Below are 20,505 nucleotides of genomic sequence, written 5' to 3' on the forward strand. Positions count from 1 at the left end.
GGGTGGTGAGGACGTTTCCGCAGGTAAACGCCATGTTACGGCGTGTGACGACCGGTCACAGCGGGGTCAAGATGTGACCGGTGTCACAGCCAGCTGTCCTCGAGGAACCTCGGTTTGCACGCCACGTAGCCCGCGACCAAGATGACCGCGACCGCGCCGAGCAACAGTGCGAACGGCCAGGTCCAGCCGCCGGTCTGGTCGTGCAGGATGCCGAACAGCAGCGGTCCGATGCAGGCCACCGCGTACCCGAGCCCCTGGGTGAAGCCGGACAGCGCGGCCGAGCCTGCCGCGGTCCGGGTGCGCAGGTTGATCAGCGTCAACGACATGGGGAACGTGCTCGGGCCGAGGCCGACCAGCAGGATCCACAGCACGGGGGCCGCCATGGGCGCGAACAGCAGCCCGGCGAATCCGGCCAGGTAGAACACCGCGCAGGCGACCACGACGGGGTACGGGTTGGCGATCCGCGCGCACAGGGTGGGCGCCCCGATCGCCGCGATGAATCCGACCGCGGAGAACAGCGCGACCATGGCTCCGCCGAATGCCGCGCTCGCACCGGCCTCGGTCAGGATCTTCGGCACCCAGGTGAACATCGAGTACGTGATCAGCGAGGTCATGCCGAACATCCCGGCCATCCCCCAGGCCACCGGCGAGCGCCACGCCCGGCCGCGCTCGCCGTGCTCCGCGTGCGGTTCCGCGGAGGTGTCGACACGGTCTCGGCCGCGCCTGCTGATCACGATGCCGACCCAGGGCAGGGCCGCCGCGAAGGCCAGCAACGACCACAGCCCGAGCGAGACGCGCCACCCGTAGGCGTCCGCGACCGGCACCGCGACGAGCGCGGGCAGGAAGGTGCCGACCTGCACACAGGTGATGTAGATCGTGCTCATCATCGCCACGCGATCGGAGAAATAGCGCTTGACCAGCGGCGGGATCACCACGTTGCCGATCCCCATACCGCCGAGGGCCAACGCGGAGAGCGCGAGCAGGGCCGCGGTGTCGGACACCATCGAACGGGTCGCGATCCCGATGCCGGTCATCAGCATCGCCCCGAGCGCCACCCGCTCCAGACCGAACGTCAAGGCCAGCCGGGGCGTGAGCAGCCCGAAGACGGCGAACATCGCGGTGGGCAGCATCCCGAAGACACCGACGATGGTGGACCCGAACCCGACGTCCTTGCTGATCTCGTCGAGCAGCGGGGTCAGGGAGGTGACGGCGGTGCGGAGGGTGAGCGCGGAGAGCACGATCGCGACCAGCACCATCAGCCGGCCGGTGACGAGTGCGCGCCGGTCGATCGGGTGCCGATGCCGTTCGGTCGCTTGCACGGACACCGCACACCTCGTTCCCTCAACAAATGATCGCAAAATCATAGGATGAATGGATGATCCGATGCAACTGAGTATGATGCGCACACGTCTTACCAGAGAGGGATCGCGTGCAACCCGTACGACGAACAAGCCTCATCGCGCAGGTCACCGACCAGCTGCGCGCGGAGATCGTGTCCGGCCGCTGGCCGACCGGCTCGCGGATTCCGACCGAGCCGGAACTCGCCGAGCTGACCGGGACCGGGCGCAACACGGTCCGCGAGGCGGTCCAGGCTCTCGTGCACGCAGGCATGCTCGAACGACGTCAGGGTTCGGGCACCTACGTGATCACCACCAGCGACCTCGGCGGGACGCTCGGCAAGTACTTCGCGGCCGCGCACGAGCGGGACATCCTCGAGCTGCGTCAGGCCCTCGACGTCACCGCGGCCGCCCTCGCCGCGCGGCGCCGCGACGACACCGACATCGCCACCCTGCGCGATCTGCTCGCGCGCAGGAACCTGCTCTGGTCCCCCGTCGAGGGTGCGGCCGACACGACGGCGGCCGTCGCGGCCGATCTGGCCCTGCATCGCGCGATCGTCGCGGCCAGCCACAACGAGGTGTACCTCGAGTTCTACGACTCGCTACTGCCCGCCATCGAGCAGACCATCCTCCGCCACCCCGTCGCGGCCGAGAACTCCTACGAACCCGAGCACGACGAGCTCGTGCAGGCCGTCATCGACGGCGACAGCGAGCGCGCGGCGACAGCGGCGCGCCGGTTCCTCACCGAGCTCCTGGCCCAGCGCACCTGAGCTGCTAGAGCATCAACCGGATCAGGTCCGCTGTGCGGACCAGGCCGGGCAGCGCCTCGGCCGTCGAGCGCGGATGCAGCGCATGCACCGCCAGACGGAACATCAGGGCGCGCAACAGCATCTGCGGCCATTCCGGCAGATCTTCCCATCGGGCGATCAGCTCCGCGTCGGCTCCGCCCCAGGACAGCGCATCCACCACGACGACCCCTGCCGCCCAGGCCACGGGTCGCCAGTACGGGGTGATGTCGGTGATGCCGGGTGCCTCCGAGCCGGAGAACAGGACGGTGCCGAAGAGGTCGCCGTGCACCAACTGGTCGGGGCTGCGCACCGGCTTGCGTAGCGTCGCGAGTTGCCCGATCAGCTCGACACTGGTCCGGCCGTCGTCGGTGACCGCCTCGAACTGGCCCTTGACCGCCCGCAGGGGAACCTGCTCCCACGCGGCCCGGTCGGCCGCGACGAACACGTCGACATCCGCCCAGGGCGCCACCGGGGGCTGCACCAGGAACCGCGGCCGCTCGAGGGTCGCGGTCGCCGCGTGCAGCCGCATCGACAGCGAGACCACCTCGTCGTGCCGCGGCTCAGGGGAACCGCCGATGAATGTGTCTGCCCGCCATCCCGATACGACATAGCGTCCGTCGGTTGCCCGGACCGGCCTCGCGATCCGCACCCCGTCCGCGGTCAGCGTCTCGCGCACCTTCGCCGACCATGCGGCGCGGGCGTGGTCGGCGACCGGCGAGAGAACGACATCGCCGCAACGCCAACCGCCGTCCCAGTCGGCTCCGAGCGGAATCGGAACCGTCTCGCGCAGACCGAAGGTGGAGCGCACGTGCTCGGGAGGTTCGACAGAGCTCACGTCAACAACGCTACCGCCGTCAGGCCCGTCGCCCTCCCTGACGCGCCGGGTCTGCCTCAGTACACCGGCAGCGACTTGTCCACCTGGTTGGCCCAGGCGATCACGCCGCCCTGCAGATGGGTCGCATCGGCGAAGCCCGCCTTCTTCAGCGCGGCCAGCGCCTCGGCAGACCGGATACCGGTCTTGCAGTGCAGCACGATCGGCCGGTCCTGGGGCAGCTCCGCGAGCGCCTCACCGGACAGGATGCGGTCCTTGGGGATCAGCGTCGCCCCCGGCAGGTGGACGATGTCCCACTCCACCGGTTCGCGGACGTCGACGATCTCGATCTCCTTGCCCGCGGCCAACATCGCGGCCAGTTCGGGCGCCGTGATCGTCGAGCCCGCGGCCGCGGCCACGCCCTCATCGGACACCACGCCGCAGAACGCGTCGTAGTCGATGAGCTCGGTGATCGGCTCCCGGGCCGGGTCACGGCGCAGCTTGATGGTGCGGTAGCTCATCTCGAGGGCGTCGTACACCATGAGCCTGCCGAGCAGCGACTCCCCGATACCGGTGATGAGCTTGATCGCCTCGGTGGCCATGATCGACCCGATCGAGGCGCAGAGCACGCCGAGCACGCCGCCCTCGGCGCACGACGGCACCATCCCCGGCGGCGGCGCCTCCGGGTACAGATCCCGGTAGTTCAGCCCGCGTCCGTCCGGGGCGTCCTCCCAGAACACCGATGCCTGCCCCTCGAACCGATAGATCGAGCCCCAGACGTACGGCTTGCCCGCGAGCACAGCGGCATCGTTCACCAGATAGCGGGTGGCGAAGTTGTCGGTGCCGTCGAGGATCAGGTCGTACTGCGCGAACAGCTCCACCGCGTTGTCGGGCTCGAGCCGGAACTGGTGCAGCCGCACCTCGACGTTGGAGTTGATCTCGAGGATGGAGTCGCGAGCGCTCTCGGCCTTGGGCCTGCCGACGTCGGCCTGCCCGTGGATGACCTGGCGCTGCAGGTTGGACTCGTCGACCTCGTCGAACTCGACGATGCCGATGGTCCCGACGCCCGCGGCAGCCAGGTAGAGCAGCGCAGGCGACCCGAGCCCGCCCGCACCGATCACCAGCACCCTGGCGTTCTTGATCCGCTTCTGCCCCACCATGCCGACATCGGGGATGATCAGGTGCCTGCTGTAGCGCGCCACCTCGGCGCGACTCAGCTCGGCCGCGGGTTCGACCAGCGGCGGCAATGAGTTCTTGGACTTCAGGTCAGACACGACGGCTCCTACGGTCTACGCGCTCACGCAGCTACAACGCTCCGCACGAGTCCATTCTTCCCCCGGTCGGTTACGGTCGGTCGCCCTGGTACGCACGACGTTCGCGAGGAGTCCCGATGAGCACCGCCCCGACCACGCCACCCGATCCGGTCTCCTACCGCGCGGAGGTGCCGGTGCGGTGGTCGGACATGGACGTCTTCCAGCACGTCAACCACGCCAGGATGGTGACCCTGCTCGAGGAGGCCCGGATCGACTGGCTGCGCAGCGTCGGGCCGGAGGCGTCCGAATTGCTCGGGACCTCGGTGGTGGCGCACATCGACGTGCGGTACCGGTCCCCGCTCACCCACGCGGACAGCCCGCTGTCGGTCACGATGTGGATCGAGCGACTGCGCACCGTCGACGTGACCGTGCGCTACGAGGTGCGTGCGGCAACGGCGCCAGCGGATTCCCGCCCCGCGGTCGAGGCCGTCACCCAACTGGCCCTCGGCGATCCGCACACCCAGCGGCTGCGCCGCCTGACCGCGGACGAACGCGCGCTCCTCGCGACCTGGGTGCGCGGCTAGTCGACTAGCCGCGCGGGTGCGGCCAGGGGTTGAACCGGCAGGTCTTGCCGTCCATCGGCACCACACCCTCCGGGTCGAGCTTGGCGATGTCGTTGTTCGAGGTACCGAAGGTCTGCTGCATCATCACCGGCGCCAATCCCCCGTCCGACTCGCAGGGCTGATGGTCCTGATAGCCGATGGCGTGGCCGACCTCGTGGTTGATCTGGTACTGCCGGTAGGAGCCGATGTCGCCCTGGAAGGAAATCGCACCGCGGACCCAGCGCGGCTCGTTGAGCACCACCCGGTTGATCGACGGGTTGTAGCAGGAGACCTCGAGTTCGATGTCGTATCCGCAGGCCTGGCGAACGGTCATCTGGGAGGTCAGCGACACCCTGAACGAGGGTTCGCCGCTGTCGATCCGGCGGACCGCGAACCGCTGGTCCTTGGTCCAGCTCTTCGGGTTGGCCAGGGTCTGGTCCACCATCCGGCCGAACGCCTCGTCGCCGCCGAAACCGGACGTGTCGACGCCGTCCTCGACCTCGACGGTGTACGTGAAGACCTGCTCGGTGCCCTGCCCCGCCTGCCCGGTGCCACCCGGGATCACGTGCCAGGTACCCGCGCCCTGGGCGGTGAACGGTCCGCCGTCCGGGAGAGCGCCGGACGGGATCGTTGCGGCGAAGTTGCCGTCGGCCTGCGGCGGTACGCCGATCACATCGGTGCCGTCGGTGGCCGTACTGAGCGCGCCGAGACCCGGACCGTCGCCGGTCTCCGATTCTGGGGAGCTGCCGCCGCCGCGGATCGCGTCGACGGCGACCAGCACGGTGACCACCAACAGGATCGGGATCGCGTACGCCCGCCATCCGTACACGGAGACGAACTTGCCGAGCTTGCTCTGCTTTCGGACCTGACGTTCCGGCCTCGGGGCGCGGGGTCGCCCCGGCTCGCGACTGGTGGGATCCCATTGCGCTCGAAGCGGCTGATGGGAGCCGGTCTCCCGGCGCCCGTAACGCTCGTCGTCGGGGTACCGATCGTCTCGGTAGTCGTCGCCTGCGCGCGTGGCCGAGTAGCGGTCGTCGGGGTAGTCACTGTCGCCTGAGCGACGCGGAGCGTCGCCCCGCAACCGCGGTCCACCTCGATCTGTCACGGAGCCAGAATCTCACAGACCGGCGCCACGGCGATTCGGCGCGCCGAACGTCGCCCCGACCGGGCACCCGACGGCGACATGCCGACACCGACCGCATCACCTGGAATACTCACTTACACAGCATGCGCCATTGTGAGGGTGGCCCGGCGATCGTCCGGGTATCGTTCGATGACTTTGTGCACTCAGTGCAGTGAGCACCCTCACGGCACCGCACGGGTCAGTGATGGTGGATAGGCAGCAGATTGGGAGCACGATGACAGAACTCGCGGATCGGGCCGCAGCACCAGCCGGCCAGACCACCAAACGCAGCACCCGCCTCCCCCGCGACGCGCGGCGGTTGCAGCTGCTCCAGGCCGCGAGCGAGGTCTTTGTCACCAGGGGCTATCACGCTGCGGGCATGGACGAGATCGCCGAGTGCGCGGGCGTCAGCAAGCCCGTGCTGTACCAGCACTTCCCCGGCAAGCTCGACCTCTACCTCGCGGTGCTGCAGAGCTACGTGGACAGCCTGATCTCGGGCGTGCGGCAGGCCCTTCGCTCGACCACCGACAACAGGCAGCGCGTCCGCGCGGCCGTGCAGGCCTTCTTCGATTTCGTCGACAACGACAGCCAGGGCTACCGGCTGGTGTTCGAGTCCGACGTGATGGGTGACCCGCAGGTCCTGGCCCGGGTCGACCAGGCCACCGAGGCCTGCGTTGACGCCGTCTTCGACCTGGTCAGCCACGACTCGGGACTCGATCCCTATCGCGCCCGCATCCTCGCGGTCGGGCTCGTCGGCACCAGCCAGTTCACGGCGCGCTACTGGCTGCAGGCCAACCGGCCGATCCCCAAGGAGGAGGCCGTCGACACCACCGTCGTGCTCGCCTGGGGCGGACTGTCGCACGTGCCGCTGCAGCACTGAACCGCGCGACACGAACCACAGAGGCACATACGAGAACGGGGCGCGGATGACCGCGCCCCGTTTCTTCGTCCGCTTATTGAGATCAGCTGGTCGCGGCGAACCCGACCTTGCGGCTGTCCGACGGTCCGATCTCCACGTACGCGACCTTGCTGGCCTGGATCAGGAACTTGCGTCCCTTGTCGTCGACGAGCGCCAGCACGCCGCCCTCGCCGCCGAGCGCGCCCGCGACCAGGGCCTCGACCTCTTCGGATGTCTGTTCGCTGTTCACGATGAGCTCGCGCGGGCTGTCAGAAACACCGATCTTGACCTCCACGGCCAACCTCCGAAATCTCGTGCCATCACTACCGAAGTCCAAGGCTAGTGCAGCCCCTCGCCGCCGCGCCCGCGCTGTGCGTGTGCTGAGAGCGAACAGCAGCGGACCGGCCTCACACGAGTCCCAGCACCGTCATGCGCTCCGAGTGCCGTTCCTGCATCCGGTCGAACATGGCGGCGATGCCGCTGAGGTCGCCGCTCGCGGTGATCACCAGCTCGGTCAGATCCTGGCGCTGAGCCATCACGTACTGCGCCTGGGTGATCGCCTCACCCAGCAGCCGACGTCCCCACAGCATCAGCCGGTCCTTCTCCTTCGTGCTCGAGCGGACCGCCGCACTGACCTCGTGCACGACGAACTCTGAATGCCCGGTCTCGGCGAGCACCTCGCGCACGACGCCTGCCACCGACGGGTCGAGGGAGTCCGCGATCTCCAGGTAGAAGTCAGCGGCGATGCCGTCGCCCACAAACGCCTTGACCAGTGATTCCAACCAAGTCGAGGGGTGTGTGGAGGCGTGATAGTCGTCCAGCGCCGCCACGAACGGCTGCATCGCGGAGTACACATCGTGCCCCCGTGCGGTCAACGCGGACTGGAGGGTCTCGAAGTGGCTCATCTCCGCGGCCGCCATGCTCGCCAGCGCGACCTTCCCCTGCAGGGTCGGCGACATCTGCGCGTCCTCCGCGAGGCGATAGAAAGCCGAGATCTCGCCGTACGCGAGAACGGCGAACAGTTCGCCAACTCCCGGATGATCGGCGGCAATGGCTGGCGTCAAAGAATCCGACGAATTGGCTCCCATGCGCACAGCCTAGACGTCGCGCGGTGCCCGCCGACCGGGGCCGCGCCAGGGCGGAGACGGTGAGATTGGCCATGCAAATACCGGCACAGGCGGTCGCGCAAGCTACCATGGACGCGGGCAGCCGCCCGTAGCCCGAGGAAATGGGCCGACACAACCACGCGGCGACCCGCAGATAATGTGCGCGCACCTGATCTTGAGTCCCTTCCCGCGCCGCGCCGAGATCCCCAGATTTCCGCGCTCAGGCAGCAGGAAGCGCGACTCACGGACGAGGGCACCGACATCGGCCGACAATCGGCCTGGCCCCACCTCGTGCGCGCGTGCCAACGAGGAAGGCCAGACCCCTGAGCAAGATCACGATCGACCACGAAGACGACGCGACCGAAACAACTCTCTCCGCCCAGCTCGACGAGACCCACACCGCCCCGACCTTCGCCGAACTCGGCGTCCGGGACGAGATCGTGCGGGCCCTCGCGGAGATCGGCATCGACCGCACCTTCGCCATCCAGGAACTGACCCTGCCGCTCGCGCTGGCGGGCGACGACCTCATCGGCCAGGCCCGCACCGGCATGGGCAAGACCTTCGGATTCGGTGTCCCGCTGCTGCACCGCATCGCCACCGGCGACACCGGCACCGCGACGCTGGACGGCACGCCCCGCGCGCTGATCATCGTGCCGACCCGCGAGCTGTGCATCCAGGTCACCGAGGACCTGGTCAACGCCAGCAAGTTCCTCAAGGCAGGCGACCGCAAGCTCGAGGTGCTCTCGATCTACGGCGGACGCCCGTACGAGACCCAGATCGCCGCGCTGCAGAAGGGCGTCGATGTCGTCGTCGGCACCCCGGGCCGGCTGCTCGACCTGGCCAAGCAGGGCCACCTCATCCTCGGCAAGGTCGGCGTGCTCGTGCTGGACGAGGCCGACGAGATGCTCGACCTCGGCTTCCTGCCGGACATCGAGCGGATCCTCGGCATGGTCCCCGACAAGCGCCAGACGATGCTGTTCTCGGCCACCATGCCGGGACCGATCATCACCCTCGCGCGCACCTTCCTGACCCAGCCGACGCACATCCGCGCCGAGGAGCCGGAATCGTCGGCGGTGCACGACCGCACCAGCCAGCACATCTACCGGGCACACGCACTGGACAAGGCCGAGATGGTCGCCCGCGTGCTGCAGGCCGAGGGTCGCGGCGCCACCATGATCTTCACGCGCACCAAGCGGACCGCGCAGAAAGTTGCCGACGATCTCGCCGAGCGCGGGTTCTCCGTTGGCGCCGTGCACGGCGACCTCGGCCAGGTGGCGCGCGAGAAGGGCCTCAAGGCCTTCCGCACCGGCAAGATCGACGTGCTGGTCGCCACCGACGTCGCGGCCCGCGGCATCGACATCGACGACGTCACCCACGTCATCAACTACCAGTGCCCCGAGGACGAGAAGACCTACGTGCACCGCATCGGCCGCACCGGTCGCGCGGGCCGCACCGGCATCGCGGTCACGCTGGTCGACTGGGACGACATCCCCCGCTGGCAGCTGATCGACAAGGCGCTCGGACTCGGGATCCCGGATCCCGCCGAGACCTACTCCAGCTCCGAGCACCTGTACGCCGAGCTGAACATCCCGACCGACGCCAAGGGCACGATCAAGCGGGCCAGGCCCGAGCGCGCGGAGACCGGCGGCGACTCCGCCGACACCACCGGCACCGAGCGGAGCGAGAAGTCCGAGCGCCCGGCGCGCACGCGGTCCCCCCGCAAGCGCACCCGCGGCGGTCGCAGCACCACCGAAACCAACACCACCGCAGCAGTTTCCGACGCCCCGGCGACGGACACCACCGCACCCTCGGGCGACGGCACCGCGCCCGCGCGCCGTCGCAGGCGTCGGCGTAAGCCCGCGGCAGCGGCAGCCGCACCTTCCGTGGCCGTGGCCTCGGAGTAGCCCGCCGCCGTGGTCGCACCGGAGCGGCGCGCGCGCGCCGACCTCATCGCCGCTGCCGCGATCGCGGTCGTCGTTGTGCTCGCCACCGGTGTGATCTGGCTGCGCAGCGACGCCAGGGGCACCACCTCGATCACCGCGGAAACCCCTGCCACACCGGCAGATACGGCGCTGTCCATCCCGGAGAGCGTCACCGAGATCTGGCGCGCCGACAGCGCATCGACCGGGCGCCCGGTCGTCGCGGGTGGCGCCGTGGTGACCGCGGAGGGCGGTGCGGTCATCGGTCGCGACCGTGACTCCGGCACGCAGCTCTGGAGCTACACCCGGGACCTGCCGCTGTGCGGGGTGATCGGAGCGTGGAACTCCGTCGTGTCGGTGTACCACGACGGTCGCGGCTGCGGAGCCGTCACCGAGCTCGCAGGCGCGGACGGCGCCCGGGTAGCCCAGCGCAGCAGCGATGCCGACGACGCCGTGGTCCTGTCCGAGGACGGCACCTATGTGACCTCCCGCGGGATGGACCGGATGGAGCTGTGGCGTTCGGATCTGGTGCGCACCCTGGAATTCGGCCGCGTCGACGCGCCGGTGAACCCGAACACCCAGCCACGATCTGGCTGCGAGCTGGTCGCGTCGGCGTCGAGCAGCACGCGGCTCGCGGTACTCGAGCGCTGCCCGGACGAGCCCGCCGACCGACTCAGTGTGTTGAACCCCGCTCCCAAGGACAACACCGAACCCGACGAGTACGGCTCGAGCGTGCTCGCCGATCTCGACCCCGGCGTCACCGGCGCGAAGGTCCTCGCCGTCGCGGGTGACCGCACCGCCGTCTACCTGCCCGCCGGACCCTCGACGGGGGCCCGGGTCGGCGTCTTCGACGGCTCCGGCACACCCATCGCCATGCACCCGGTGCCCGCCGACGTCTCCGCCGATTCGAAGGTGGTCAAGGTCGGTTCGGTGTACTCGTGGTGGACGGGCTCACGGGTGATCACCCTGGGCGCAACCGATTTCGCGCCCCGGTGGACCATCGAGGGGGCAATCGGTCCCGGCGCGCTGATGGCGGGCCAGATGCTGGTCCCGGTCGACGGCGCCATCGCCGTGCACGACCTGTCGACCGGAGCCGAGGTGCGTCGGATCGCAGTGGAGCGCGCGGGCGAGCAGGCACCGATCACCACTGCGGTGGTGGGCACGGTGCTGCTCGAGCAGCGCGGGGACGACGTCGTCGCCCTGCGCTGACGATTCAGGCCGTGGGGCTGAAGGTCACCAGGTCCGCGCCGGTGTCCCAGTGCGCCACCAGTTGCTCGGCCAGCTCCCGGTAGGCGAGGGCGCCCTTGTTGCGCCTGCCCGCGAGCACCGTGGCCCCCGAGGCCGAGGCCTCCGCGAACCGCACCGTGCGCGGGATCGGCGGCGCCAGCACGGGCATCTCGTAGCGATCGGCCACGTCGGAGATCACATCGCGGCTGTGGGTGGTGCGGGCGTCGTAGAGCGTCGGCAGCGCGCCGAGCAGGCGCAGATCGGGGTTGGTGATCTGCTGCACCTCGCCGACGGTGCGGAGCAGCTGTCCGACGCCGCGGTGCGCCAGCGTCTCGCACTGCAGCGGCACCAGCACCGAGTCGGCCGCGGTCAGCCCATTGAGGGTCAGGACGCCCAGCGACGGCGGGCAGTCGATCAGCACGATGTCGTAGTCGTTGTCCAGCGTCGCCAGCGCGCGCTTGAGCGCGAACTCGCGGCCCGGCCGCATCAGCAGCATCGCCTCCGCGCCTGCGAGGTCGATGGTCGCGGGCACCAGCGAGATGCCCTCCTCGGTGTCGAGGATCACCTCTCGCAACGCCGCCTCGCCGGTCAGCACCTCGTGCACCGACGATTCGACCCGATCCGGGTTGTGTCCCAACGAGAACGTCAGGCAGCCCTGGGGGTCCAGGTCCACCACGAGCACCTTGCGCCCGAGACCCGCGAGCGCGGCCCCCAGCGAGGCAACCGTCGTGGTCTTGGCGACCCCACCCTTTTGATTCGCCACAGCGAGCACAGTTGTCACGGGGTGATCTTTGCGCACTTCGTCGGATGTGGCGAGCGGTCGGGCTCAGATCGCCCTGGCATCATTGCGGCATGAGCACCGCACGCCCCCGCATCGCCCTGGTCAGACACGGCGCAACGGAGTGGGCACTGAACGGCAGGCACACCGGCAGCACCGACATCCCGCTCACCGCTGCGGGCGAGCAGCAGGCGCGACAGGCCGGGCACCGGATCGCCCTGCTGGGGCTGCGTGACCCGCTGGTCCTGACCAGCCCGCGCAGCCGGGCCACCAGGACCGCGGAGCTGGCCGGACTCGAAAAAGCCACCGCCTGGGACGCGCTGGCGGAGTGGGACTACGGCCGGTACGAGGGCCTGACCACCCCCGAGATCCGCGAGAGCGTGCCGGGCTGGACCGTCTGGTCGCACCCGTGCCCGGGTGGGGAGAGCGCCGAGTCCGTGGCGGCCCGCGCCGATATGGTCCTGTCCACAGCGCTGTCCCAGCTCGAGGAACGCGACGTGATCCTCGTCGGGCATGCACACTTCTCCCGCGCCCTGTTGGCCCGGTGGGCCGAGCTCCCGGTCACCGAGGGCAGACGGTTCGCGATGGACCCGGCGGCGATCTCCGTGCTCGGCTTCGATCACGGTGTTCAGCAGATCAACACACACAACGTCACCTGTTGACGCGATTCGAGAGAGAGCAATCATGATCCGGCGGGCCACCCCCGACGACGCCGCTGCCATCACCGGCCTGATCTACGACCTGGCCGAGTACGAGAAGGCCAGACACGAGTGCACCGTGACCGTCGAGCAGATCACCACCGCGCTGTTCGGCGAGAACCCGTCCGCCTTCTGCCACGTGGTAGAGGAGGCGGGTGACGTCATCGGATTGGCGCTGTGGTTCCGCAACTTCTCGACCTGGGACGGCGTCCACGGGATCTACCTGGAGGACCTCTTCGTCCTGCCGGAGCGGCGAGGCGCAGGCCACGGGAAGGCCCTGCTGGCCGCACTGGCCAAGGAATGCGCCGACAACGGCTACAGCAGGCTCAGTTGGTCGGTGCTGAACTGGAACGCCCCGTCGATCGCGTTCTACGAGTCGCTCGGTGCGACCGCCCAGGACGAGTGGACCACCTACCGCCTGTCCGGAGACGCCCTCGGCAGCCTCGCCAAGCAGGCGTAGCGGCTAGGAGGCCTCGTCGCCGTACTCGTCGGCCATCCACCGCGACGAGGGACTGCTGAAGAGCAACACCAGCGCGGCGACCACGACCACCGCGAGCAACACCCCGTACGCCGGTTGGTGTGAGTCGGTCAGCAGCGACCAGGACACCGGGAGCAGCAACAGCTGGGCGACGACGGCGATCGTGCGGCCCCAGCGCCTGCCCGTGATCAGCGCGAGGCCCGCGGCCAGGACGGCGCCACCGAGGATCGCGAACCACGCCGCGGTGCCGTATCCGCTGGTCGCGGTCTGATTGTGACCGAGGAGGCCACGGATCACGAGCACGATCGCGATGCCGACCGCGACGGTGCCCTGCAGGGTCACCAGCATTCCGGCCCAACGGACCGTGGCGGGCGGGCTGGGGCGTGTGGGCTGTTCTGGCACCGCGCCAGCCTATAGAACGCGAAGCTCCCCGCTAGGGTGGTGTCCTGTGCGCGCGCTGCTGATCGTCAACCCGAATGCCACCTCGACGACCCCCGCGGCGCGTGATCTGCTCGCGCACGCGGTGTCGAGCCGAGTGCAGGTGCGGGTCGCGCACACCACCCACCGCGGTCACGCGGGCGAACTCGCCCGGCGCGCTGCCATCGAGGGCATCGGCCTGATCGTCGTGCACGGCGGCGACGGCACCGTGAACGAGGTCATCAACGGGCTGCTCGGCGCGCCCCGACCGGATTCGATGAGCGAGGTCCCGATCGGGCCCATCCCGCTCATCGCGGTGGTGCCGGGCGGCTCGGCCAACGTGTTCGCCCGTTCGCTCGGCATCAGCGCGGATCCCGTGGCGGCGACCAATCAGCTCATCGAACTGCTCGCGTTGCGTCAGAGCAGGCGGATCGGGCTCGCCCATTGCGACAACCGCTGGTTCACCTTCAATGCCGGCATGGGCCTCGATGCCCAGGTGTGCGAGGCGATCGACGCGAGCCGCGGCAACGGCCACCCGGCGACCCCGTCGCGCTACGTCCGGACCGCGGTCCGCGCCTTCTTCCGCAACAAGGGCACCGAACCGACGCTGACCGTCCAGGCGCCCGGCCACGACCCCGTCGAGGGCGTGCACTACGCCTTCGTGTCGAACTCCAGCCCGTGGACATACCTGAACGACCGTCCCGTCCGGATCAACCCCGAGACCACGTTCAGCACCGGCCTCGGCGTCTTCGCGATGCGGACGATGAGCGTCCCCAAGACCCTGAAGTTGGTCCGCCAGCTCCTCACACCCGGTGCACAACCCAAGGCGCGCAACCTTTTTCGGGTGGACGATGTCCCGCGGATCCTGATCCGCTCGACCACACCGATTGCCCTGCAGATGGACGGCGACTACATCGGCATGCGCACCGAGGTCGAGTTCGTCTCGGTTCCCGACGCGATCTCCGTCGTGGCGCCGAGCGGCATCTGACGCGCCTGACCGCCCCTCTGCCGCCGCTCTGCGCGATCTCCCCCAACATGAGAAAATGCCAAGAAATCTTACGGGACTAGTGCAATCTCGCCGCAACCGGGGTAGAAAGTAGCCCAGACCACAAAGGGCAACCTAACAGAGTGAGTTACCCCACGAAGCGGTCTGATTCCATTGACATCCCGCTAGTTCGTGAAAGCATTCACAAGCAACAGCGCGGAAACATTTCCCACAATGCGCATGAACTCAGCGATACGAAACGGTGCAGAACGCACCCGGTTAAGGAGCAGAAGGATGGACTGGCGCCACAACGCAATTTGTCGGGATGAAGACCCGGAATTGTTCTTTCCCGTGGGCAACAGCGGTCCGGCCATCGCCCAGATCGCAGACGCCAAGCTGGTGTGCAACCGGTGCCCCGTCACCGCCGACTGCCTGTCCTGGGCACTCGAGTCCGGCCAGGATGCAGGCGTCTGGGGCGGCATGAGCGAGGACGAGCGCCGCGCACTCAAGCGTCGCAACGCGCGCACCCGCGCCCGCACCACGGTCTAGCAACACAGCACCGTACGAACGGGCCCGGCACCATGATGGTGCCGGGCCTCAGTCGTTTCCGGGGGTCGATCGTTTCTGCGGTGGATCCGCGAACTACACGCGGTTCGCGCGGCGCCCGAGCGGCACCCGCAGGGCGGCGTCGGTTCCGCCGCCTTCCGCGGGATGCAGCCCGAGCGAACCGCCCAGCTCGGCGGACACCAGGGTCCGGACGATCTGCAGGCCGAGGCGATCGGACCGCTCCAGGCTGAAGCCGGGCGGCAGGCCGTTGCCGTCGTCGTGGATGACCACGTCCAGCCAGCGCGCGGACCGCTCGGCGCGCAGCGTCACGGTGCCGGGCTCCCCCGGCTCGAAGGCGTGCTCGATCGCGTTCTGCACCAGCTCGGTCAGCACCATGACCAGCGGGGTGGCGCGTTCAGCGGGGAACACCCCGAGGCTGCCCTCGCGACGGATCTGGACGGCGCTGCCCACCATCGCGACGTCGGCCATGATCGGCACCAGACGATCGACCACCTCGTCGAGGTTGACCTCCTCGTCCACCGACATGGACAGGGTGTCGTGCACCAGCGCGATCGAGGTCACCCGGCGCACCGATTCGCTCAGCGCCTGACGCGCCTCGTCGTTGTTGGTGCGTCTGGCCTGCAGCCGCAGCAGCGCGGCGACGGTCTGCAGGTTGTTCTTCACCCGGTGGTGGATCTCCCGGATTGTCGCGTCCTTGCTCAGCAGCGCGCGGTCGCGGCGCTTGACCTCCGTGACATCGCGGATCAACACCGCCGCGCCCGCGGGCTGGCCGCCCGGCCGCAGCACCAGGGTGCGCAGCAGCACCGTGGCCCCGCGCGCCTCGACCTCCATCCGCTTGCCCGCCTTGCCCGCGAGGGCGGCCCTGATGTCGTTCGCCACGTCCTGGGAGTCGAACGGGTCGGTGACCAGCGTCCTGGTCACCGAGGCCAGGTCGCTGCCCGTCAGGGTCGTGGTCGTCAGGCCCATCCGGTGGTAGGCCGAGAGCGCGTTCGGGCTGGCGTAGACGACGGTCCCGTCGGAGTCGAGCCGGATGAAGCCGTCACCCGCGCGCGGACTGGAGAGGATCTCGCTGTGCTCCTCCGGCGTCGGGAACGTGCCCTCGCTGATCATCTTGCACAGATCCGCGGCGCAGTCGAGGTACGCGACCTCGAGCGGGCTGGACTGCCGATGCTGGGTGGGGTTGGTGTCGCGACTGAGGACGGCGATCACGTCGCCCGCGCACCGGACGGGGATCGCCTCGCGGCGTACCGGCGTCCCCTCGCCGGGCGGGCCGTCCTCGACGCGCACGATCCGCCACTCCGTCAGCGCCTGCCGCACGTGCGGGTGCTCGGCGTCCGAGACCACGGTCCCGACGGCGTCCTCGGCGAACGCGGTGGGGGCGGTGGTCGGACGGCACTGCGCGACGCAGACCACCTCACCGTGGCCGGCGACCTCCGGGTTACCGCTGTCCGCACCCACCCACAGCAGCACGTCGGCGAACGACAGGTCGGCGAGCAGCTGCCACTCCCCGACCACCCGCTGCAGGTGGTCGACGGCGCTGCCCGGCAGGTCGGTGTGTTCGGCGAGTAGATCACTGAGGGTGGACATCGATCAGGGTGTGGCGGTCAGGAGATGACGGCGATCAGGTCGCCCTGCTGGATGACGTCGCCGACAGTGACATCCACCGAGGTCACGCGGCCGTTCACCTCGGCGAGCACCGGGATCTCCATCTTCATAGACTCCAGGATCACGAGGGTGTCACCCTCCTTCACCTCGTCGCCTTCGGCGACAACCACCTGGAAGACGGTGGAAACCATCTCGGCACGCACGTCTTCTGCCATCGAGCACCTCGCTTGTCTAGACCTGCCAATGGAAGTACAGCCAACCACACGTGGAAGAATGTCCCGGAGCGAGATCTGAGGGAAGGAGACAACCATGGGTAAGCGTGGTCGCAAGAAGCGCAGCCGCAAGGGCAACAAGGCCAACCACGGCAAGCGTCCAAACAGCTGACGCGCCGTAGGCGAAGCCTCACGAGGGCCGGGACACAGTGTGTCCCGGCCCTCGTTGCGTCCCGGCCCATCTCGTGCAGGGGGACGGAACCGCCCCGCCGAAACAGCGTTATACGCAACAGGTCTCGCGATTCACCGTCTTCTGACGCTTTCTCCGAATTTCCCCACGCCCCGGCAGTCCCGTCCATATCATTGCGCCCACGCGGTCGGGGGACCACGCGGTTTGTTTCACTCAAGGCGGACAGCCACCTCGGATCCGGATCCACTCTCGCTGCACTCGACTTCGTCGCGGCACGATCCGAAGGAGACCGATGTCCCGCTCCACCCTGCGCTCGCGCCCCGGCCGGTTCCTCGCCGCCGCTGTGGCCGCAACCGCCGTGCTCGGAGGCGCCCTGGCCGCCGGTGCAGGCAGCGCAATCGCACAGAACGGCTCCAGCGTCGGCTCTCTCGAGGGCCTGGGCTCGGTCGCCGAGGAGTCCGCGACCGCGGTCTTCGACAACATCACGGTCACCAAGGAAGTCGTCGGCGCGGACCTTCGGATCCCCGGCACCACCTTCGGCTACCGCACCACCGTGGCCGCGTCCGGCGCCCCGCCCCGCGAGCTCACCAGGCTTCTCGCCCTCGAACCGGGCGACAACGAGGCAGTGGCCCGGCCCGTCGATGGCACCGCGAAGGTCACCTACACAGCATCCGACGGCACTCGCAGGACCGAACCCGCCCAGCTGACCTGGGCGACGTGGACGTTGACCGACGGCAGCAAATCCACTGGATGGGAGTTGTCGACCGCGGGCTGGCAGATCTCGGCCGACCAGCCGCTGGTCCTCGAAACGCGCTACCAATGGATCGGACAATCCCGGAACTCGGGGCACGAGGGCTTCCGCGACCGCTTCGACACCGCCTTTGCTCTCGAAGTGACCGGCCTCGGCCGAGTCCAGAAGTCCGCGATGGGACCGCAGACCCAATGCATGTCCGAGTGCAGTGCCGCCATCTTCACCCCCTTCGGAAGCTGACAGGACCACTCATGTACACACTCCTGCGGCGTGTCGCCACTGCGGCGGCTGCCACTACTGTCCTCACCGCCGGACTGCTCACCGGCATCGCTACCGCCGCGCCCGTCGACGAGGGCGCCGCCGTCACAGTCACCACCGACCAATACAGGGTGGACAAGGAGGTCCTCGGCGGGAACGTCAAGGCCCTGGGCTCAAGCGTCGAGTACCGTACCCGGGTCTCGACAGTCGACGGGCAGTCCCGACACCTGGACCGGATCTTCGACACCTACAAGCAGGGCCTGACATTCCTGGACGGCAAGCTCAGCCTGATCGCACCCGACGGCGCGAAGACCCTGATCGACGACGTGCCCCTCAACGATCCGTGGAACCACCGGGTCAGCGTCGACCCCGGCAACCTGTGGCTGGCCCCCGGCTGGACCTACGAATTCGACGTCCGGTACCTGATCAACGCCAACCAGTTCGCGCCCGGCGACGTTCTCGAGGGCGGGACCTGGTTCGACACCTGGAACGCAGCGGGAACCGCAACCGACTGGAACCTGCACTTCGCCCGCGACCCGATCGGCATCAAGGTACACATCGTCGAATCACCCTTCGGCACAGGTAGTTCCGGATCAGCCAGCTGAGAATACAAGGACCACACACCATGACCAACACCCTGCGACGCGCCGCGTCCACGCTCACCGCTGCCGCACTCCTGGCACTCACGCTGGCCACCGCAACCGCAACCGCCGAGGATTCCGGCGCGGGCGACAGCGTCACCGTCACCGGATCCGGCCTGACCGTCACCAAATCCGTCTTTGGCAGCAACTACGTCACCAACGGCACTCGCATCACGTACGAGATCTCCCTCACCCCCACCGATGCGAGCAGCCACACCGTCGACAGCATCAGCGACATCTATCCGGCCGGCCTGACCTACCAACCCGGCACCACCGCTGTCACCGTCTTCACCGGACCCGGACAGTCTCAGAACCTCGACCTGACCCCAACGGTCGACGCCACGAGTCGTACTGTGACCTTCACCGACCCCGCACTCGTCCTGCCCGCCGCCGGCCCCGGCACCGCGATCCGAATCCAGCTGTCGTACCTGATTGCCCCCGACGCCTACCCCGTCGGCGCCGACGTCGACAGCGGCCTCACCGTCGACCTCGACGGCACCGACCCGCAGACGTGGAACCCCATCGGCACCCGGTTCCACGTCCGCAGCTACGCCGTCGACCCGTGCCCCACCTGCGTCGACTTCACTTACGGCAGCACCACCTTCGCCAGCTGACGCCCGTCCTCATCCACCGGCGTGACTCGCGGGGAATCCGAAGGCGCCGGATGGAGATTCGACTCTTTGCCGTCTCAACTGTCCGCGGCTGCGCCGCTTGCGCGTCACCGCAGCGCCCACCACCCGACCGGAGACCCATGTCCGACAACGTTCTGACCTCGAGCACGATCCGGCGCCTCACAGCCGGCGTCGCCGTCACCACACTCCTGACGGCCGGCCTCGCCGCAGGCACGGGCAGCGCCGCGGCCGAGGGCTTCGGCTCCGACGGAGGATCCGCCATTGCCGAAGCCGCAATCGCCGACGACATCGACATTTCCGACTGGTTCACCAATGCGCCCGGCTCTGCCGACAACCCAACAGCGTTCGGCTCATCCGACGTATCAGCGACCGCAACCTTCGGCGACCTGAAGGTCACCAAGGCGAACGTCGGCCGGGATACCCGCCTCGCAGGCGACACGCTCACCTACCGCACCACCGTAGCCACCACCGGTGGACAGATCGGCGAGATCACCCAGCTTCTCGCCATCGAACCCAACGGGATGCAGGGTTACTTCGACGGCGCGTGGGGTGGCGGCATGCTCACCCCCGTGGACGGATCAGCCAAGGTCAGCTACACCGCGGCGGACGGAACTCGAAAGACCGAAGCCGCCCACCTCACCTGGACGAAGTGGACGTTGCCTGACGGCGGGACGGTTTCCGGATGGGAACTATCGACCGCGGGGTGGCAGATCTCTGCCACCGAGACCCTGGTCCTCGAAACCACCTACCGCTGGACGGACATGAGCAAAATGAACCAGGTCGGCTACGAGTGGTTCCGGAGCAACATCGACACCGGGGTCGCGATGGACGTTCCCGGGCTCGGGATCGTAGCCAAGCCGGCCATGGGCATGCCGGTGAGTTGCTACAAAGAATGCATGGCCCCGGCCGGGTCACTCCCCTTCGGCAGCTGACCCGACCCTGTGACAACGAAAGGCGATCCGCCCCGAAATTCTTTGGGGCGGATCGCTTTTCGTATACCCTACGACTACTCGGGGTCGATCCTGGTGATGATCCTGGGACACACGGTGTCCCGGCCCTCGTTACATCTCGCCGACGCCAAGGATCGGATCCTCCGAAATATTTTTATACACAACAGTTTTCGCATTTTCCGACGAAACCGGGCGGCCGTCCATACGATCATCGCCAACACGGTCGGGGGGCCGCACAATGTCGAAGTTCCCGACGCGTGCCCCAGTCGTCCACCTCGA

General features: G+C 68.6%; 24 protein-coding genes. 14 read left to right on the forward strand and 10 right to left on the reverse strand.

Annotated features, from left to right (window positions below):
* Positions 1-83 precede the first annotated feature (83 nt).
* Positions 84-1,256 (reverse strand): MFS transporter, encoded by a 1,173-nt coding sequence (locus FCG67_RS02100; protein ID WP_246044791.1) that lies wholly within the window; start codon positions 1,254-1,256, stop codon positions 84-86.
* A gap of 173 nt (positions 1,257-1,429) precedes the next feature.
* On the opposite strand from FCG67_RS02100, the gene FCG67_RS02105 reads away from it, so the two are divergent.
* Positions 1,430-2,107: a FadR/GntR family transcriptional regulator gene (locus FCG67_RS02105; protein ID WP_136906668.1), complete on the forward strand. Its 678-nt coding sequence runs from the start codon at positions 1,430-1,432 to the stop codon at positions 2,105-2,107.
* Between the two features lie 4 nt (positions 2,108-2,111).
* Here FCG67_RS02105 and FCG67_RS02110 read toward each other — a convergent pair whose 3' ends face one another.
* Both FCG67_RS02110 and moeZ read right to left on the reverse strand, forming a co-directional pair.
* Positions 2,112-2,960 (reverse strand): TIGR02569 family protein, encoded by an 849-nt coding sequence (locus FCG67_RS02110; RefSeq protein WP_077041051.1) that lies wholly within the window; start codon positions 2,958-2,960, stop codon positions 2,112-2,114.
* 56 nt (positions 2,961-3,016) lie between these two features.
* On the reverse strand, positions 3,017-4,201 hold the full coding sequence (gene moeZ / locus FCG67_RS02115) for an adenylyltransferase/sulfurtransferase MoeZ (protein WP_136907164.1): 1,185 nt from the start codon (positions 4,199-4,201) through the stop codon (positions 3,017-3,019).
* A 125-nt stretch (positions 4,202-4,326) separates the two neighbouring features.
* Here moeZ and FCG67_RS02120 point away from each other — a divergent pair, with 125 nt between their 5' ends.
* A complete protein-coding gene (locus FCG67_RS02120; protein WP_136906670.1) occupies positions 4,327-4,773 on the forward strand; it encodes an acyl-CoA thioesterase in 447 nt (148 codons plus the stop codon).
* Positions 4,774-4,777: 4 nt separating this feature from the next.
* Here FCG67_RS02120 and FCG67_RS02125 read toward each other — a convergent pair whose 3' ends face one another.
* The gene (locus FCG67_RS02125; RefSeq protein WP_136906672.1) at positions 4,778-5,896 is read right to left on the reverse strand and encodes a DUF3152 domain-containing protein; all 1,119 of its coding nucleotides are present in this window, start codon (positions 5,894-5,896) and stop codon (positions 4,778-4,780) included.
* 253 nt (positions 5,897-6,149) lie between these two features.
* On the opposite strand from FCG67_RS02125, the gene fasR reads away from it, so the two are divergent.
* Complete coding sequence (gene fasR / locus FCG67_RS02130; RefSeq protein ID WP_027500149.1) at positions 6,150-6,794, forward strand: HTH-type transcriptional activator FasR; 645 nt, start codon at positions 6,150-6,152, stop codon at positions 6,792-6,794.
* A gap of 82 nt (positions 6,795-6,876) precedes the next feature.
* Here the strand turns inward: fasR and FCG67_RS02135 are convergent, their stop codons facing one another.
* Positions 6,877-7,107 carry a DUF3107 domain-containing protein gene (locus FCG67_RS02135; RefSeq protein WP_077041048.1) on the reverse strand — a complete coding sequence of 77 codons (231 nt, stop codon included), beginning with the start codon at positions 7,105-7,107 and terminating at the stop codon, positions 6,877-6,879.
* 112 nt (positions 7,108-7,219) lie between these two features.
* Entirely contained in the window at positions 7,220-7,900 is a 681-nt protein-coding gene (locus FCG67_RS02140) for a ferritin-like fold-containing protein (RefSeq protein ID WP_136906674.1), read from the reverse strand.
* A 317-nt stretch (positions 7,901-8,217) separates the two neighbouring features.
* Here FCG67_RS02140 and FCG67_RS02145 point away from each other — a divergent pair, with 317 nt between their 5' ends.
* Together FCG67_RS02145 and FCG67_RS02150 are read left to right on the forward strand one after the other, a co-directional pair.
* Positions 8,218-9,822 (forward strand): DEAD/DEAH box helicase, encoded by a 1,605-nt coding sequence (locus FCG67_RS02145; RefSeq protein WP_136906676.1) that lies wholly within the window; start codon positions 8,218-8,220, stop codon positions 9,820-9,822.
* 9 nt (positions 9,823-9,831) lie between these two features.
* Positions 9,832-11,046, forward strand: a complete 1,215-nt coding sequence (locus tag FCG67_RS02150; RefSeq protein ID WP_136906678.1) for an Rv3212 family protein — start codon at positions 9,832-9,834, stop codon at positions 11,044-11,046.
* A 4-nt stretch (positions 11,047-11,050) separates the two neighbouring features.
* Here the strand turns inward: FCG67_RS02150 and FCG67_RS02155 are convergent, their stop codons facing one another.
* Positions 11,051-11,845 (reverse strand): ParA family protein, encoded by a 795-nt coding sequence (locus FCG67_RS02155; RefSeq protein WP_077041046.1) that lies wholly within the window; start codon positions 11,843-11,845, stop codon positions 11,051-11,053.
* Positions 11,846-11,916: 71 nt separating this feature from the next.
* Here FCG67_RS02155 and FCG67_RS02160 point away from each other — a divergent pair, with 71 nt between their 5' ends.
* Together FCG67_RS02160 and FCG67_RS02165 are read left to right on the forward strand one after the other, a co-directional pair.
* The gene (locus FCG67_RS02160; RefSeq protein WP_136906680.1) at positions 11,917-12,504 is read left to right on the forward strand and encodes an acid phosphatase; all 588 of its coding nucleotides are present in this window, start codon (positions 11,917-11,919) and stop codon (positions 12,502-12,504) included.
* 22 nt (positions 12,505-12,526) lie between these two features.
* Positions 12,527-13,000: a GNAT family N-acetyltransferase gene (locus FCG67_RS02165; RefSeq protein ID WP_136906682.1), complete on the forward strand. Its 474-nt coding sequence runs from the start codon at positions 12,527-12,529 to the stop codon at positions 12,998-13,000.
* A gap of 3 nt (positions 13,001-13,003) precedes the next feature.
* Here the strand turns inward: FCG67_RS02165 and FCG67_RS02170 are convergent, their stop codons facing one another.
* Entirely contained in the window at positions 13,004-13,366 is a 363-nt protein-coding gene (locus tag FCG67_RS02170; RefSeq protein ID WP_136907166.1) for a hypothetical protein, read from the reverse strand.
* 100 nt (positions 13,367-13,466) lie between these two features.
* On the opposite strand from FCG67_RS02170, the gene FCG67_RS02175 reads away from it, so the two are divergent.
* Both FCG67_RS02175 and FCG67_RS02180 read left to right on the forward strand, forming a co-directional pair.
* A complete protein-coding gene (locus FCG67_RS02175; RefSeq protein ID WP_136906684.1) occupies positions 13,467-14,423 on the forward strand; it encodes a diacylglycerol/lipid kinase family protein in 957 nt (318 codons plus the stop codon).
* A 291-nt stretch (positions 14,424-14,714) separates the two neighbouring features.
* Complete coding sequence (locus FCG67_RS02180; RefSeq protein ID WP_027500159.1) at positions 14,715-14,969, forward strand: WhiB family transcriptional regulator; 255 nt, start codon at positions 14,715-14,717, stop codon at positions 14,967-14,969.
* A 93-nt stretch (positions 14,970-15,062) separates the two neighbouring features.
* Here the strand turns inward: FCG67_RS02180 and FCG67_RS02185 are convergent, their stop codons facing one another.
* Complete coding sequence (locus FCG67_RS02185; protein WP_136906686.1) at positions 15,063-16,574, reverse strand: sensor histidine kinase; 1,512 nt, start codon at positions 16,572-16,574, stop codon at positions 15,063-15,065.
* A gap of 17 nt (positions 16,575-16,591) precedes the next feature.
* Positions 16,592-16,807: a biotin/lipoyl-binding carrier protein gene (locus tag FCG67_RS02190; RefSeq protein ID WP_136906687.1), complete on the reverse strand. Its 216-nt coding sequence runs from the start codon at positions 16,805-16,807 to the stop codon at positions 16,592-16,594.
* A 94-nt stretch (positions 16,808-16,901) separates the two neighbouring features.
* On the opposite strand from FCG67_RS02190, the gene FCG67_RS25680 reads away from it, so the two are divergent.
* The 5 genes from FCG67_RS25680 (at position 16,902) to FCG67_RS02210 (ending at position 20,208) form a co-directional block, all read left to right on the forward strand.
* Positions 16,902-16,976 carry a 50S ribosomal protein bL37 gene (locus tag FCG67_RS25680; RefSeq protein WP_115967926.1) on the forward strand — a complete coding sequence of 25 codons (75 nt, stop codon included), beginning with the start codon at positions 16,902-16,904 and terminating at the stop codon, positions 16,974-16,976.
* Positions 16,977-17,286: 310 nt separating this feature from the next.
* The gene (locus FCG67_RS02195; RefSeq protein WP_136906690.1) at positions 17,287-17,985 is read left to right on the forward strand and encodes a hypothetical protein; all 699 of its coding nucleotides are present in this window, start codon (positions 17,287-17,289) and stop codon (positions 17,983-17,985) included.
* Positions 17,986-17,996: 11 nt separating this feature from the next.
* Positions 17,997-18,608 carry a YggN family protein gene (locus tag FCG67_RS02200; protein ID WP_136906692.1) on the forward strand — a complete coding sequence of 204 codons (612 nt, stop codon included), beginning with the start codon at positions 17,997-17,999 and terminating at the stop codon, positions 18,606-18,608.
* A 20-nt stretch (positions 18,609-18,628) separates the two neighbouring features.
* A complete protein-coding gene (locus FCG67_RS02205; RefSeq protein ID WP_136906694.1) occupies positions 18,629-19,258 on the forward strand; it encodes a hypothetical protein in 630 nt (209 codons plus the stop codon).
* A 137-nt stretch (positions 19,259-19,395) separates the two neighbouring features.
* On the forward strand, positions 19,396-20,208 hold the full coding sequence (locus tag FCG67_RS02210) for a hypothetical protein (RefSeq protein WP_136906697.1): 813 nt from the start codon (positions 19,396-19,398) through the stop codon (positions 20,206-20,208).
* Positions 20,209-20,505 lie beyond the last annotated feature (297 nt).

The sequence above is a fragment of the Rhodococcus oryzae genome (assembly GCF_005049235.1).
Lineage (GTDB): Bacteria > Actinomycetota > Actinomycetes > Mycobacteriales > Mycobacteriaceae > Rhodococcus_G > Rhodococcus_G oryzae.

Coding starts and splice junctions, on each gene's coding strand:
- FCG67_RS02100 (WP_246044791.1), bottom strand. CDS start 1,256: ATGGTGCTGGTCGCGATCGTGCTCTCCGCGCTCACCCTCCGCACCGCC.
- FCG67_RS02120 (WP_136906670.1), top strand. CDS start 4,327: ATGAGCACCGCCCCGACCACGCCACCCGATCCGGTCTCCTACCGCGCG.
- fasR (WP_027500149.1), top strand. CDS start 6,150: ATGACAGAACTCGCGGATCGGGCCGCAGCACCAGCCGGCCAGACCACC.
- FCG67_RS02140 (WP_136906674.1), bottom strand. CDS start 7,900: ATGGGAGCCAATTCGTCGGATTCTTTGACGCCAGCCATTGCCGCCGAT.
- FCG67_RS02160 (WP_136906680.1), top strand. CDS start 11,917: ATGAGCACCGCACGCCCCCGCATCGCCCTGGTCAGACACGGCGCAACG.
- FCG67_RS02165 (WP_136906682.1), top strand. CDS start 12,527: ATGATCCGGCGGGCCACCCCCGACGACGCCGCTGCCATCACCGGCCTG.
- FCG67_RS02170 (WP_136907166.1), bottom strand. CDS start 13,366: ATGCTGGTGACCCTGCAGGGCACCGTCGCGGTCGGCATCGCGATCGTG.
- FCG67_RS02180 (WP_027500159.1), top strand. CDS start 14,715: ATGGACTGGCGCCACAACGCAATTTGTCGGGATGAAGACCCGGAATTG.
- FCG67_RS02185 (WP_136906686.1), bottom strand. CDS start 16,574: ATGTCCACCCTCAGTGATCTACTCGCCGAACACACCGACCTGCCGGGC.
- FCG67_RS02190 (WP_136906687.1), bottom strand. CDS start 16,807: ATGGCAGAAGACGTGCGTGCCGAGATGGTTTCCACCGTCTTCCAGGTG.
- FCG67_RS02195 (WP_136906690.1), top strand. CDS start 17,287: ATGTCCCGCTCCACCCTGCGCTCGCGCCCCGGCCGGTTCCTCGCCGCC.
- FCG67_RS02200 (WP_136906692.1), top strand. CDS start 17,997: ATGTACACACTCCTGCGGCGTGTCGCCACTGCGGCGGCTGCCACTACT.
- FCG67_RS02205 (WP_136906694.1), top strand. CDS start 18,629: ATGACCAACACCCTGCGACGCGCCGCGTCCACGCTCACCGCTGCCGCA.
- FCG67_RS02210 (WP_136906697.1), top strand. CDS start 19,396: ATGTCCGACAACGTTCTGACCTCGAGCACGATCCGGCGCCTCACAGCC.